This window comes from Paenibacillus sp. Pae15 (assembly GCF_024519685.1).
GTDB classification, from domain to species: Bacteria; Bacillota; Bacilli; order Paenibacillales; family NBRC-103111; genus Paenibacillus_G; species Paenibacillus_G naphthalenovorans.
Map to the genome: position 1 here is coordinate 92,994 of NZ_JALJRM010000012.1, position 14,184 is coordinate 107,177.

Annotated in this window: 16 protein-coding genes; 8 read left to right on the top strand and 8 right to left on the bottom strand. The window is 51.3% G+C overall.

Translation table 11 applies throughout. The features are described from left to right. Window positions 1-7 precede the first annotated feature (7 nt). Both NR121_RS12355 and NR121_RS12360 read right to left on the bottom strand, forming a co-directional pair. A complete protein-coding gene (locus tag NR121_RS12355; RefSeq protein WP_054817063.1) occupies window positions 8-373 on the bottom strand; it encodes an urease subunit beta in 366 nt (121 codons plus the stop codon). Window positions 374-448: 75 nt separating this feature from the next. Further along, window positions 449-754 (bottom strand): urease subunit gamma, encoded by a 306-nt coding sequence (locus tag NR121_RS12360; protein ID WP_062406683.1) that lies wholly within the window; start codon window positions 752-754, stop codon window positions 449-451. A 290-nt stretch (window positions 755-1,044) separates the two neighbouring features. Here NR121_RS12360 and urtA point away from each other — a divergent pair, with 290 nt between their 5' ends. The 7 genes from urtA (at window position 1,045) to NR121_RS12395 (ending at window position 7,915) form a co-directional block, all read left to right on the top strand. Then, window positions 1,045-2,322, top strand: coding sequence for an urea ABC transporter substrate-binding protein (urtA, locus tag NR121_RS12365; protein ID WP_256831257.1), 1,278 nt, complete (start codon window positions 1,045-1,047; stop codon window positions 2,320-2,322). Between the two features lie 160 nt (window positions 2,323-2,482). Further along, complete coding sequence (gene urtB, locus NR121_RS12370) at window positions 2,483-3,388, top strand: urea ABC transporter permease subunit UrtB (RefSeq protein WP_062406679.1); 906 nt, start codon at window positions 2,483-2,485, stop codon at window positions 3,386-3,388. 54 nt (window positions 3,389-3,442) lie between these two features. Then, entirely contained in the window at window positions 3,443-4,561 is a 1,119-nt protein-coding gene (gene urtC, locus NR121_RS12375; protein WP_256831259.1) for an urea ABC transporter permease subunit UrtC, read from the top strand. Window positions 4,562-4,568: 7 nt separating this feature from the next. After that, window positions 4,569-5,366, top strand: a complete 798-nt coding sequence (gene urtD, locus NR121_RS12380) for an urea ABC transporter ATP-binding protein UrtD (protein WP_256831260.1) — start codon at window positions 4,569-4,571, stop codon at window positions 5,364-5,366. Then, the gene (gene urtE / locus NR121_RS12385) at window positions 5,359-6,078 is read left to right on the top strand and encodes an urea ABC transporter ATP-binding subunit UrtE (RefSeq protein ID WP_062406673.1); all 720 of its coding nucleotides are present in this window, start codon (window positions 5,359-5,361) and stop codon (window positions 6,076-6,078) included. Before urtD ends, urtE begins: the two co-directional genes overlap by 8 nt. Before the next feature lie 450 nt (window positions 6,079-6,528). After that, on the top strand, window positions 6,529-7,041 hold the full coding sequence (gene gerQ, locus NR121_RS12390) for a spore coat protein GerQ (protein ID WP_054817061.1): 513 nt from the start codon (window positions 6,529-6,531) through the stop codon (window positions 7,039-7,041). Between the two features lie 268 nt (window positions 7,042-7,309). After that, window positions 7,310-7,915 carry a hypothetical protein gene (locus tag NR121_RS12395; RefSeq protein WP_139170775.1) on the top strand — a complete coding sequence of 202 codons (606 nt, stop codon included), beginning with the start codon at window positions 7,310-7,312 and terminating at the stop codon, window positions 7,913-7,915. Between the two features lie 621 nt (window positions 7,916-8,536). On the opposite strand, the gene hxlB is transcribed toward NR121_RS12395, so the two are convergent. The 3 genes from hxlB to NR121_RS12410 form a co-directional block, all read right to left on the bottom strand. After that, entirely contained in the window at window positions 8,537-9,094 is a 558-nt protein-coding gene (gene hxlB / locus NR121_RS12400; protein WP_054817166.1) for a 6-phospho-3-hexuloisomerase, read from the bottom strand. Window positions 9,095-9,099: 5 nt separating this feature from the next. Continuing rightward, a complete protein-coding gene (gene hxlA / locus NR121_RS12405) occupies window positions 9,100-9,735 on the bottom strand; it encodes a 3-hexulose-6-phosphate synthase (RefSeq protein WP_062406667.1) in 636 nt (211 codons plus the stop codon). A gap of 67 nt (window positions 9,736-9,802) precedes the next feature. Beyond that, on the bottom strand, window positions 9,803-10,363 hold the full coding sequence (locus NR121_RS12410) for a DJ-1/PfpI family protein (protein ID WP_062406664.1): 561 nt from the start codon (window positions 10,361-10,363) through the stop codon (window positions 9,803-9,805). Window positions 10,364-10,491: 128 nt separating this feature from the next. Here NR121_RS12410 and NR121_RS12415 point away from each other — a divergent pair, with 128 nt between their 5' ends. Next, window positions 10,492-10,887 carry a winged helix-turn-helix transcriptional regulator gene (locus NR121_RS12415; protein ID WP_054820334.1) on the top strand — a complete coding sequence of 132 codons (396 nt, stop codon included), beginning with the start codon at window positions 10,492-10,494 and terminating at the stop codon, window positions 10,885-10,887. Window positions 10,888-10,954: 67 nt separating this feature from the next. Here NR121_RS12415 and gnd read toward each other — a convergent pair whose 3' ends face one another. From gnd to hxlA (NR121_RS12430), 3 genes are all read right to left on the bottom strand, one after another. Then, complete coding sequence (gnd, locus tag NR121_RS12420) at window positions 10,955-11,866, bottom strand: phosphogluconate dehydrogenase (NAD(+)-dependent, decarboxylating) (RefSeq protein WP_074727334.1); 912 nt, start codon at window positions 11,864-11,866, stop codon at window positions 10,955-10,957. A 41-nt stretch (window positions 11,867-11,907) separates the two neighbouring features. Beyond that, window positions 11,908-13,407, bottom strand: a complete 1,500-nt coding sequence (gene zwf, locus NR121_RS12425) for a glucose-6-phosphate dehydrogenase (protein WP_256831261.1) — start codon at window positions 13,405-13,407, stop codon at window positions 11,908-11,910. A gap of 163 nt (window positions 13,408-13,570) precedes the next feature. Beyond that, window positions 13,571-14,184, bottom strand: a 614-nt coding sequence (hxlA, locus tag NR121_RS12430) for a 3-hexulose-6-phosphate synthase (protein ID WP_256831263.1), incomplete at its 5' end; no start/stop codon positions are given.

Here is a 14,184-nt window from a genome sequence, read left to right on the forward strand (position 1 = left end):
CAGCCACCTAGAGGCCCTCCTCCCACTCGGTCAGATTTATGCGAATCGGTTCCGGAAGATGACCCCGCCGCACCTTCCCTTTGGATAATCCGTTCAAACCGTAGGAAAGCTTCTCACCCCCCAGTTCGACGAGCTTTACGGGCTTTTCCTCTCCCGGCTCGAACCGGACGGCCGTGCCCGCGGGGATATCCAACCGCATGCCGAACGCTTGCTGCCGATCAAATCGAAGTGCGCGGTTCACTTCAAAAAAATGGTAATGCGATCCTACTTGAACAGGCCGATCTCCGGTATTGATGACGATGAGGTCCGATTTTTCTTTCCCCGCGTTCAACTCGATCGATCCGGCTTTTACCCGATATTCTCCAGGTACCATAACCATTCCCCTCTCTTCGAGATCATTAATGATATTGAAATACGGCTAATATGAATGTCATGGATCAAGCGCCCGTTAGCGCCGGATCGGCTGATGAACTGTGACCAGCTTCGTCCCGTCCGGAAACGTCGCCTCCACCTGCACTTCATGAATCATCTCCGGAACGCCTTCCATGACTTGCCCGGCTTTCAAAATCGTGGTGCCAAACTGCATGAGTTGGGCCACCGTCATGCCATCCCGGGCGCCCTCCATAATTTCCGAGGTAATCAGCGCCACGCTTTCGGGGTAGTTCAGCTTGACGCCGCGGGCAAGCCGCCTGCGGGCCACGTCGGCCGCCACGGTAATGAGCAGCTTTTCCTTCTCCCTTTCCGTCAGGTACATGTTACACCTCCTAAAAACACGAATATTACCGTCTCAATAGGTTTATTATATTCGCGATTTGTGCGAGTGTAAATATTTTATGTTAATTTTTATTACACAAATCCAGAATGAAAATATGTATTTTACCTTTTTTTACTTGAATCGAAATATAAAATCTTACATTATTGGCTTATTGATAGAAAAAATTTTAATAACCTCAAAATTATGTTATTTATATTGACACTCAAATGACATTTGAATATGATTAGGCATGTAGCTCACAAAATCCAAAATTTGGGGGAGTGAATCAAATGAAACCAATTCAGAAAAGCTTATCTGTTCTCATGACCGTCAGTCTCTCGCTCGCTGTATTGTTAGCTGGCTGCGCCTCGGGGTCCGCTCCGGCGACAGCCCCGGACTCCGGAACCGCACCCGGAACCAGCTCGGAAGCCTCTAAGGATAGCGGCGACAACACCGTTCCCGTAGGCGTGCTTCACTCCTTGACAGGTACCATGTCCATCAGTGAAGTATCCGTTCGCGACTCTACAATCATGGCGATCGAGGAAATTAATCAGGCGGGCGGCGTGCTGGGCAAGCAGCTCAAACCCATCGTGGAAGATGGAGCATCCGACTGGCCGACATTCGCCGAGAAAACGAAGAAATTGCTGCAGAAGGATAAAGCCGTCGTCATCTTCGGCGGTTGGACATCGGCCAGCCGCAAGGCGGTTCTTCCCGTTGTGGAGCAAAATAAAGGACTTTTCTTCTATCCGGTTCAATATGAGGGCCTGGAGGCATCCCCTAATATTTTCTACACCGGAGCGACGACGAACCAACAAATCGTACCGGCGGTTACGTGGCTGCTGGAGAACAAAGGCAAGAAGTTCTTCCTGCTCGGCTCCGACTATGTCTTTCCGAGAACGGCTAACAAAATCATCAAGGAACAGCTGAAGGCGGAGGGCGGCACGCTGATCGCAGAAGAATACACGCCACTCGGACATACCGATTACAATACGATCATCAGCAAAATCAAGAAGGATAAGCCGGACGTTGTGTTCAACACATTGAACGGAGACAGCAACGTGGCCTTCTTCAAACAGCTGAAAGACGCGGGCATTACCGCCCAGGACCTTACCACGTTGTCTGTCAGCGTGGCCGAAGAAGAAATCCGCGGCATCGGAGCCTCCGTGCTCGAGGGCCATTACGCGGCGTGGAATTATTTCCAAACCACGAATACCCCCGAGAATACCAAATTCGTGGAAGCATACAAAGCCAAATACGGCAATGACCGCGTAACGGGCGACCCAATCGAGGCAGGCTATTTTGGCGTCTATCTTTGGGCCGAAGCCGTGAAGAAAGCCGGGTCCTTCGAGGTGGATAAAGTCAGGGAAGCGGCCAAAGGACTTGAGTTCAACGCTCCGGGCGGTAAAGTAAAGATCGACGGCGACAATCAGCATGTCTACAAAACGGTGCGCATCGGTCAAATCCAGGCGGACGGACAGTTCAAAGAGGTGTGGAACTCCGGGCAACCGATCAAGCCGGATCCGTTCCTTACTACCTACCCATGGGGAGCGGAAGTGACAAAGAAATAAAAACCTCCAACGGTAATCATTCTAAAATGAACGTCCCTATTTCATATTTCTCCGAATCCAAATTCCGCTTTTCTGTTGTTTTAACGATATCGGGGACTGCCTGAAGGCAGTCCTCTGTTTTCCGACATACACTCCTTGCCGAGGAAAGGGAGGTTATTCCATGAGCTTGCTCCTGCTTCAATTGTTCAACGGCATTTCGCTCAGCTCCATTTTGCTTTTGATCGCACTCGGGCTTGCCATCACCTTCGGCTTGATGAACATCATCAACATGGCTCACGGCGAATTCATCATGATCGGCGCCTATATGGCCTATATGATTCAGCAGCTGTTCCAAAAAGCGCTGCCGCCTTCGGCTTTCGGCTATTATTTCGTGCTTTCGCTGTTTGTGGCTTTTGCCGTTGCGGCGGCCATCGGCTGGCTGCTCGAGAAAGCGCTGATCCGCTACCTGTACGGCCGTCCGCTCGACAGCCTGCTGGCGACATGGGGCGTCAGCCTTGTACTGCAGCAGTTGGCCCGGACTATCTTCGGCGCCCCGAACGTTGCCGTGAAAGCCCCGGAGTGGCTCGAAGGCGGCCTTGCGCTCACCGCCGAATTGACCCTTCCTTATAAACGATTGTTTATTATCGGCCTCGTCATCGTTTGCATGACGGCAATATACCTTTACTTGTACCATACCCGGGGCGGCCGCAGCATGCAGGCCGTCATGCAGAACCGAAGCATGGCCTCCTGCCTCGGCATTTCAACCCAGCGGATCGACGGACTCGGATTCGCCCTTGGCTCCGGCATGGCCGGTATCGCCGGCTGTGCACTGACCCTGCTCGGGCCGATCGGTCCTTCGATTGGGACCTATTACATCGTCGACGCTTTTATGGTCGTTGTTCTCGGGGGCATCGGCAAGCTGATCGGAACGGTGGCAGGAGCGCTCGGCATCGGAGTCCTGAGCACGGCATTCGAGTATACCACCAGCGCCACCCTCGGGAAGGTCATTGTGTTCACGCTGATTATTGCGTTCCTGCAGTGGAAGCCGTCCGGACTCGCCACCATGAAATCACGGGCGCTTGATTAATGCTGCGGCCCATGGGCCACCCCCGCAACAAACCAAGCAAAGGAGTGCTGGACCATGACTTTGTTATCCATCAGCAATACGAAAATAAAAATAGCCCTCAGTCTCGTCTTACTTGCCGTCATGCTGCTTTCGCCTATGTTTTTATCGGAATTCCGGCTCGGGCTGCTGGGTAAATTTCTCGCCTTCGCCATTCTGGCCATGGGGCTTGACCTGATCTGGGGCTATACGGGCATTCTCAGCCTGGGACACGGCGTATATTTCGGACTCGGCGCCTATGGCATGGCGATGCATCTGAAGCTCGCCGCCTCCCAGGGCGGGCTGCCGGATTTTATGTCGTGGAGCGGCGTTGAAACACTTCCGTGGTTTTGGGTGCCGTTTCAATCCGCAGGCGCGGCGGTAGCGCTGGCTTTGATCGTGCCGATGGCGGTCGCCTTCGTGCTCGGTTACCTCACGTTCCGCAATCGGATCCGCGGTGCTTTTTTCTCTATTTTGTCCCAAGCGCTTGTGATCATCACCGTCACTCTATTCGTCGGTCAACAGGGATGGATCGGCGGAACGAACGGGTTGACCGGCTTCGATACCTTCTTGGGGCTGAAGCTCGGCGAGTCTTCCACGAAGCTTGCGCTCTACTATGTCACGGTAGTCGTTCTGGGCCTCACGCTGCTGCTCTGCCTGTGGCTCGCCGGGAGCCGCCTCGGCAAAATATTGGTTGCCGTGCGCGATGCCGAGAACCGCGTCCGCTTCATCGGCTACAATCCCGTAGCCTATAAAGTGTTCATATACTGCGTCTCCGCAGGGCTGGCCGGGCTGGCAGGGATGCTGTTCATCCTGCAGGAAGGCATCATCTCTCCGGCACAGATGGGCATCGTTCCCTCCATCGAAATGGTCCTCTGGGTAGCGGTCGGCGGCCGTGCCACCATCTACGGAGCCGTCATCGGAGCTATCGCCGCCAATGCCGCCAAAACGACGTTCAGCGAAGCTTATCCGGAATGGTGGCCGATTATAATGGGGGCCATGTTTATCGTCGTTACCCTTTTCCTGCCCAAAGGTATTGTCGGAACCCTCAAGGATTTGTTTGAAAAATGGGGCCGGAGCAGACAGGCACTCGCGCCAACAGCAGCCATTCCCGCTCCCGGACCTCTGGGCTACACCGAACTCGAAAAACCGCAATAAGGAGGTAATGGCGATGCCGTATAACGAAACTTCACCCAGAAAAAACGCACGGACTCCGATTATCCGCGTGGAGGAGCTGGAGGTCAGCTTTGACGGATTCAAAGCCATTCGCGGACTGAATTTTTCTCTTGAAGCCGGTGAGCTCCGGTTTTTGATCGGCCCTAATGGCGCCGGCAAAACGACGCTTCTCGACGTGCTCTGCGGCAAGGTTAAACCGTCCAAAGGCAAGGTGCTGTTCAAAGGACAAACCGATTTGTCCAAATACCAGGAGCACCAAATCGCTCAGTTGGGCATCGGCAGGAAGTTTCAAGCTCCTTCGATCTTCGGGACGCTGACAGTGGAGGAAAATATGCTGTTGTCCATGCGCCAGAAGCGCGGTCTGCTCAGTACGCTGCTCGCGAAGACGACAAAGGAGCAGCGCTCCAGGCTTCACCAGGATCTGGAGATGATCGGTCTGGCGGGCAAGGCTAAAGATAAGGCAGGCTCGCTCTCTCACGGTGAAAAGCAGTGGCTCGAGATTGGCATGCTGCTCATTCAGGAGCCGGAGCTGCTGCTTCTCGACGAGCCGGCGGCCGGCATGACCGACAGCGAGACAGAAAAAACCGGCGAGCTGCTGCACCGCATCAACAGCCGTCAAACCGTGGTCGTGGTGGAGCACGACATGGAATTCGTGCGCCGATTCGCCAAAACGGTGACCGTCATGCATGAAGGTACCGTACTTCGCGAAGGATCGATGCAGGATATTCAGGAAGACGATAAAGTGGCCGAAGTTTATCTGGGAAAGCGGGGCGAACGGCATGATTGAAGCTGACGGGAAATTGGAGCTGACAGGCCTTGAAGCCGGGTATGGCGAAAGTATGATCCTGCGGGATGTGTCGCTGAAAGTAGAGCCTGGCCAGGTCGTGTGTCTTATGGGACGCAACGGCGTAGGCAAAACGACACTGATGAAAACGATCATGGGCCTAATCAAGCCGAAGAAGGGAACGATCCGCTACGCCGGACACGATTATACGTCCCGATCGCCGGATCGCCGTGCGCGGGCGGGAATCGGTTATGTTCCGCAGGGCCGGGACATCTTCCCGCAGCTCACCGTAGAGCAAAATCTCCTGCTGGGACTGGAGGCCGCGAGCGCCAAGGTACGTAAAGCGGGCATTCCGGAATCGGTATATGAGAAATTCCCTGTGCTGAAGGAAATGCTGTACCGCAAAGGCGGGGACCTGAGCGGCGGTCAGCAGCAGCAGTTGTCCATCGCCCGCGCGCTCGTTTCCGAGCCGAAGCTTCTCCTGCTTGACGAACCGATGGAAGGCATCCAGCCGTCCATCGTGCTGGATATCGAACGCGTAATCGAATCGATTAAGGACGACAAGCAGATGGCTGTACTGCTGGTCGAACAAAGCCTGACATTCGCAACAAGCATCGCCGACTATTGCTATGTGCTGGATAAGGGCACCATCGTCGCCGAGGGAAGCTCCGATACGCTTAGTGAGGAGCAGGTGCGCAGGCACCTGGCCGTATGAACCGCGGGAAGATTTGACCCGCGGGTCTTTTTTATCCCTTGCTCATTGTTGGCGCCATCATCTGCCGGCGGCTTATGTCTCAATCAAGCGGGAGGGGTAACGGACGATGGTCCGCTGCTCCTCCTTGCATTTTGGATTTATCAAAACAATCCTTATCACGTGTCACCAAACTACAGCCTACTCCATACAATGGATTGTGCATGAGCCTAAGCCCGCGAAGCAAGAAGTAATCCCACTCCGATATGGCTGTTCTGCAACGAAAATCAGCCGGACGCCCGTTACCTTTATTCCTTCCCGTTAGGCCAGTTCCAGGTAATGAAGTCCCCCCGCCACTGACGGGCCTGTTTCGGGAACGATTGCTTCTTCCCCTTTCGGGGCTGGTGTCTGTCTATGATTTAGCATGAATCCAGCAGCAAAGCTGCGAGCATCTGAAGGAGGTTTTATTCAACTATGTACAGCAATCCTTATAAAACAGGTGTAAGTCCCTATGGCGGTTACGGCATTCCGAACTACGGTCCCGCTCCTGCGGCGGTACAGCCTAACGTCCAGCCATTGCTGCAGGCGAACGTTCCGGCGGCCACACTTGGCGTTCAGCAATGGAGTCAGCCCAACGTTCAAGCCGGGGGACTGATTTCTCCGTTGGGCGCGCCGTCCGCCGCACCTATAGGAGCACCGGGGTCTATGGGGCAGCTCCCGCTCGAGCAATCTTTCATCGAGAATATATTGCGCCTGAATCTTGGCAAAATCGGTACGTTCTACATGACTTACGAGAACAACTCTCAATGGAACGCCAAAATCTTCAAGGGCAGAATTGAAGCGGCCGGCCGTGACCACATCATTATCAGCGATCCACAGACGGGAACGCGCTATCTGCTTCTGATGGTCAACCTCGATTATGTTACCTTCGACGAGGAGCTTCAGTATACTTATCCGTACACGGCACCTGCACCTTCGGCCCGATAAACCGGAGCCAGGGGATTGTCCCATAAGTCGTTATGACTGCGGGGCGGTCCCCTGGCTGTTTGGTTTGGGCATAAGAAAAAACCGTTCTTCTTATAATATAGCTCCAATGGAGACTTCTTCACACAAGTACTAACCGGCGTTGGCCCGGGTCTTCGTTTCCTGTCCCGATGATTCAGGCAGCTTCTTTTTTTTAAAAACTAAATCTATATCCCTATCAAAACAATGAGCCGATTCATATCCTACACTATCAAATAAAGGAGGCATAAATATGAAAAATCGAAAATTAGGCAAAGGGGCAATCCAACTAAGCTCCATAAGCGGCAAGAGAAAGAAAATCAAAAAGCGTAGAAATACAAGCGATGCTCACGGTACTCGAGTAATTCGAAAAACCAAAGGGGCTCATAATTACAAAAAAAGTAAGCGAAAGTCGCATGGCATTCATAACTCCCAAGGCTCCCAAGGTATACAGGACGTCGAATACGGTTATCAGGGTACTCCAGGCTATCAAGACTCCAATCGTACCCGGGGTGCCCACGGCACGCAAGGGGTTCAAGGAGGAAGGAGCACACGCGACTTTCACGGCTCCCAAGGTCCGCAAAGCAACCAGGACGTTTATTACGGCTATCAGGGCATTCCAGGATACCAAGGCACGCGAAACAATCAGGATGGATATTACGGTTACCCGGCCAATCCGGGCTCCCAAGGTCCACAGAACACTCAGGACGTCTATTACGGCTACCAAGGCACTCCTGGCTACCAAGGCGCTCCTGGCTATCAAGACTCCCGCCGTACCCAAGGCACTTCAGGCACCCACCGTACCCGAGGTGCCCGGGGTACCCGCAGCACTCAAGGCGTTCAGCGTAACAAAGGCTAGACATTATAAGGTTGTGGAGTCGGCGCAGAGGGCGCTTTCTCATCAGAGGCTGCCATTAGGCTGAATTTCAGCACAGCAGCCGGCGTTGAGGCGTGAACCGGGGATCGTGCGACCAGTACAGCTGTGTACGAAAGTGCAGATCCGGATAAGAGCCTGGCCATTGGCCAGGTTTTTTCATAACTTATAAACAGGAGAAGTTACCGCTGGAGCTGCCTGTTCGGCATATCGTTATTCAGACCATATGCTTAAAGTCAATTCCTTAAACCGGGATGCTACCGTCTCCGCAGGGGAGAACATCAGCCCGGCTGGATCGCCACCGAAAAAATAACATGGGGGACAGGCATAAGGGAATGAATATTATGCACAACAATGTGAATACCGTGATGGATGAAGATGTTATCGATACCCCTGTCATCCAGCAAAATCTTCGCAGAATCACAACGGATCTAACGGATAATTAACGGCTCCATCAAATCGTTATCCATAACCACATGTTGGCCGTGCTCGGACACATTATCCTTCCCCTTCATGCTTCCGGGGATATGAAAAAAACTGTACCGGCCCCAAACCGCCGGTACAGTTCAATATGGGATTTACGATATAGTCCAGTAAAAAAAATGCCTACTCCAGATTGGCATGTCGGCCAAACATGGTTCCGGAGTCCAATCCCTTCTTCTCCATCAGCTTCAATATGACGGCATCGCAAAATAATAACAGCGTCTGCTCGAATAAAGCTCCCATCGGCTGGATGGTGATGTAGCCCCCGTCCGACCGGTCTTTGGGCGAACCCGGCAATTTCACGATGATATCCGATAAAGTCCCGATGGTCGAATCCGGGGAAATCGTGATCGTCGCGACGGTTCCCTCCAGGCTTTTGGCTTTCTGAGCCATAGGCACCAAGCTTTTCGTCTCTCCCGAACCGGAACCGATGATGAACAGGTCCCCTTTTTCCAGGTTGGGAGTTACGGTTTCGCCAACGACATAAGCTTCAAAGCCCATTTGCATCAGCCGCATCGCGAAGGACTTCATCATCAGTCCGGACCGGCCTGCTCCAGCCACGAAAATTTTCCTGGATTCAAGGATTCCTTTCGACAGCTTTTCCGCTTGTTCATCGGCGATAAGGTTTACCGAACGCTCCAACTCTTGAATGATCTTGGCAAAATACTGCGTCGTTTGCATAATGCTTATGCACCTTGTTTGATCAATTTTTGCATTTCGGCTGCTGCCGCCTTTTTATCTTCTTGTCCGGTAATCCCGCCGCCTACAATAACCAGATCCGGCTGCGCTTTGATCACTTCCGGCAATGTGCTCAGCTTGATGCCGCCTGCAATCGCCGTTTTGGCGTTTTTGACCACACGCTTGATTTTCTTCAGGTCTTCAAAGGAGTTTTGTCCGACGGCCTGAAGATCGTACCCTGTGTGTACGCAAATGTAGTCTACGCCCATAGCGTCGAGTTCTTTGGCGCGTCCTTCGATGTCTTTAATGCCGATCATGTCGACCAGGATTTGTTTCTTTTGTTTTCTCGCCTCTTCTACAGCACCCTTGATGCTCATATCTTCAGCTGCCGCCAGTACCGTAATGATGTCTGCGCCCGCCTCGGAAGCTTTCATCACTTCATATCCGGCTGCATCCATAATTTTCAGGTCGGCCAATACCGTCAAGGAAGGGAAGGCTTCCTTGATTTCTTTTACCGCTCTTAATCCTTCATTGATCACAACCGGCGTACCGATTTCTACAATATCGATATGCTCCTGCACTTCGGCTACCAGTTGCTTTGCTCCAGGAATATCTACCAGGTCCAATGCTAATTGTAATTTCATTTTTCTTCTCTCCTCTAACCATTTTGTTTTTTAATTTTCATGGCAGCTATAATATATTATTTTGCCCTTAGTTCGCTGCATTAACCTGCTTAATGAATTCCTTCATCAGCTGCGGAAGATCGTTCCAGGCATGACCGGAAACCAGATTGCGGTCAACGTGGAAACGCGTCTCGATATATTTTGCACCCGCTGCTTCCACTTCAGGACGGCAAGCGAAGTAGGCTGTCATTTCGCGGCCTTTAATCTCATCGGCGATAACGGATAACGCCTGGCTGGCATGGCACAGAATCATAATCGGTTTATCCTGCTTGAAGAAGTGGCTTGCGATCCGGGCAAAATCTTTATGAAGGCGAATATGCTCGGGAGCTCGTCCGCCCGGAATGATCAAGGCATCGAATTCTTCCGGATTAATGTTCTCGAATGAAGCGTGAGCCTCAATATTGTATCCTTTTTTCTCGGTAAAGGTTTGCCAGTCTTCAAAATCGTGAACTACCGTAGCCAGTACTTTTTTATCTGTAGGGGAAGCGATGACCACCTCGTATCCCTCTTCCAAACAGCGATAATAAGGATAGTATACTTCTAATGCTTCTACAGCATCTCCAGTTAAAATCAATACTTTTTTGGACATTTGTTTCACTCTCCTTTATCATAATAACTACAATGTACATTTTATATCGCGGGAAGAGATTAAAGAAGAATGCACTTTTTTGTGCGCTGGTTACAAAAAAGTTACTATTAAAAGATTAGGAGAATACGATGTCGGATCTAAGAAAAGAAATTTTAGATAAAATCAATAACGGCGATTTCAATTGTGAAAAAGAATTAACTTTGGCGATTATCAGCGGAAAGTGGAAAATCACCATCCTCTGGCATTTGGGAAGAGAGGGCGCTCACCGTTTCAGCGAGCTTCAAAGACTTTTCCCAAAAATTACGCATAAAATGCTGACGAGCCAGCTGAAGGAATTGATCGATGACGGAATTGTCCATCGCGAGGTGTTTCCTGAAGTGCCTCCAAGAGTAGAATACTCGATGACCGAGCTTGGGATGACGCTGATGCCGATTATTGAAATGATGTATGAATGGGGCAAAAAGAGAATCAAGGATATCCAAAATTCAGAGCATATCATCAGGTCTTCCGGCTCATCCAACTGAAAAAAGTTGACCGGCCCCCAAGGGTCCGGTCAACTTTTTCTCAGATTGGCATCCATGATCCATTCATTTATGCCTGTACAGGGACTTTGCTTTTTTCCACGGCGTGCCCGCCAAACTCATTTCTTAAAGCAGCCACCACTTTGCCTGTAAAGGTATCTTGATCCAAGGAGCGGTAGCGCATCAATAAAGACATGGCAATGACCGGCGTGGCTGTCTGAAGATCCAGGGCTTCCTCCACCGTCCACTTCCCTTCTCCGGAGGAATGCATCACACCCTTAATCTCATCCAGCCTGGCATCCTTCGAAAATGCGCGTTCGGTCAATTCCATTAGCCATGACCGGATCACGGACCCGTGATTCCATACTCTGGCCACCTGCTCATAATCAAAGTCGAACCCGCTTTTCTCAAGGACTTCGAAGCCTTCTCCGATGGCCGCCATCATTCCGTATTCAATCCCGTTATGGACCATTTTCAGATAATGGCCGCTGCCGGCTTTGCCAGCATACAGGTACCCGTTTTCCACTGCAGTATCACGGAAGACCGGCTCCACCACGCGCCATGCTTCAGGGTCGCCACCAACCATATAGCATGCCCCATGACGGGCTCCTTCCATTCCTCCGGAAGTCCCGGCATCCATAAAATAGATTCCGGCTTGCTTCAGCTGATTGTATCGGCGGATGGATTCCTTATAGTGTGAATTTCCCGCCTCGATGACAATATCGCCTTTGGTCAAAAACGGTGTAAGCTCATCCAGTACGGAGTCCACCACGGCATGAGGAACCATGATCCAGATGATCCTTGGCAGCTGTAATGAATGAACGAGCTGCTCCAGGCTTTCCGCACCTTGAGCACCATATGCTTGAAGCTTTTTTACGGCATCTGTATTCAAATCGAACGCCACGACTTCATGTTTGCGGTCGATCAGATTTTGACCCAAATTGAATCCCATTTTACCTAAACCGACTAATCCGATTTTCATGCGATTCCTACCTCCTGTCTTAGCTTTCCCTATTCGCGTAATTATATTGCAGCCAGCTTATACAACTCCCGGGCTTCCGGTGTTTCGTCATGCCACCAGTGAAATCCCTGCTCTTCCAATAGAGCATCAGCCATGGCCGGACCAAACGAACCGGCAGGATAAACATGAAGCGGCAGGAGATTTTCTTCGAAGGCCTCGACAAGGGGCTGAACCCATTTCCATGCCAATTCGACCTCTTCCCAGTGGGCGAAAAACGTCGCATCGCCTTTCAAAGCATCGAATAAAAGCAGTTCATACGCTTCCGGCATCTGATCGGACGGCACCGAGAAATCCAAGGCAACCGGCTCCATCCGTCCGTTTTTCAATGGATTCCTGCCGTTGAGCTGCAGCGTAATTTTTTCATCCGGATTGATTTGAATTGTCAACAGGTTAGGCATCCGGTCTGCATCCGCGTTCTGTTCCTTTAATCTGTCTTTGAACTCAAGGACGATCCGTGTAGACTTTTCCTTCATGCGTTTTCCTGTCCGAATATAAATGGGGACGTCCTTCCAGAAAAATTCGTCAATCCATAACCGGGCGGCGATAAATGTATCGGTCATCGAGGCGGCATCCACTCCGGGTTCATCCCGATAGGCAGGGACGGCTTGACCGTGAATTTCCCCCGCTCCATACTGACCGCGCACTACGTGCCGGGCCGCCTCCGTTTTGCATATCGGCCGGAGAGACTTCAACAGGCTGCTCTTTTGCTTACGGACATTTTGTTCCGTGACGGGAGTCGGCAGATGCATAGCCGTCATCATCAGCAGCTGCAGCATGTGATTTTGAAACATATCCCGGATCGCTCCGGCGCCTTCATAGTAACCGGCCCTCTCCTCTACACCCACCGTTTCGCTGGCGGTAATCTGAATATTGGCAATGTATTGATTGCTCCAAAGCGCCTTCAGAACAGGATTCGCCGGAATTAGGGTTTCCAGGTTCTGAACCATTGGCTTGCCGAGGTAATGATCGATGCGATAAATTTCGTCTTCCTCAAAAGCCTGATTCAGCTTGACGTTCAGCTTCCGGGCCGACGGCAAATCATGTCCGAACGGTTTCTCAATAATAAGACGTTTCCAGCCTCTGCCGCTCCCCAAGCCGCTCTCCTTGATATTCAAGGCGATCACGTCAAAAAATTCGGGCGCAACCGACAGATAGAACATCCGGTTCTCCGGAATGTTGAGCTCCTTTTCTCTTTCTTCAATCCGCTTAAGCAGTTCCCGGTATCCCTCCGGTTTCGTCACATCCATATCCAAATAACGGAAGTTCCGGAGAAATGGCTCTACCTGGGAGCGGTCTTCAGGCTTACGCCTTGAAAAAGTGTCCAGCGATTGTTCGACATAGGCCTGAAATTCCTCATCCGACAACGGCTTGCGTCCCAGGTTAATGACCGAAAAAGCTTGCGGCAGCTTTTGCTCCAGAAACAGGTTGTACAGCGCCGGGAATAATTTTCTTTTGGCCAAATCACCGGTCGAACCAAACAACACAAAGGTCATGGCATCCATGGATTTCACCTTCTTTTTTCTGATTTTCGTGTAAAAAACAGCTTTCCGGGCCATTTCTTGTTTCGGAAAAATAAGTCCTCACCTATAGTAAGCGAGGACTAAGATCATGTTTCAGCCTTGCGTATGGAGTCTGTAACCCATCCGCTTGAACAGAAGCCGGCGATTAAGCCTGCTTGATCAATGCTTGCATTTCGGCTGCTGCCGCCTTTTTATCTTCTTGTCCGGTAATCCCGCCGCCTACAATAACCAGATCCGGCTGCGCTTTGATCACTTCCGGCAATGTGCTCAGCTTGATGCCGCCTGCAATCGCCGTTTTGGCGTTTTTGACCACACGCTTGATTTTCTTCAGGTCTTCAAAGGAGTTTTGTCCGACGGCCTGAAGATCGTACCCTGTGTGTACGCAAATGTAGTCTACGCCCATAGCGTCGAGTTCTTTGGCGCGTCCTTCGATGTCTTTAATGCCGATCATGTCGACCAGGATTTGTTTCTTTTGTTTTCTCGCCTCTTCTACAGCACCCTTGATGCTCATATCTTCAGCTGCCGCCAGTACCGTAATGATGTCTGCGCCCGCCTCGGAAGCTTTCATCACTTCATATCCGGCTGCATCCATAATTTTCAGGTCGGCCAATACCGTCAAGGAAGGGAAGGCTTCCTTGATTTCTTTTACCGCTCTTAATCCTTCATTGATCACAACCGGCGTACCGATTTCTACAATATCGATATGCTCCTGCACTTCGGCTACCAGTTGCTTTGCTCCAGGAATATCTACCAGGTCCA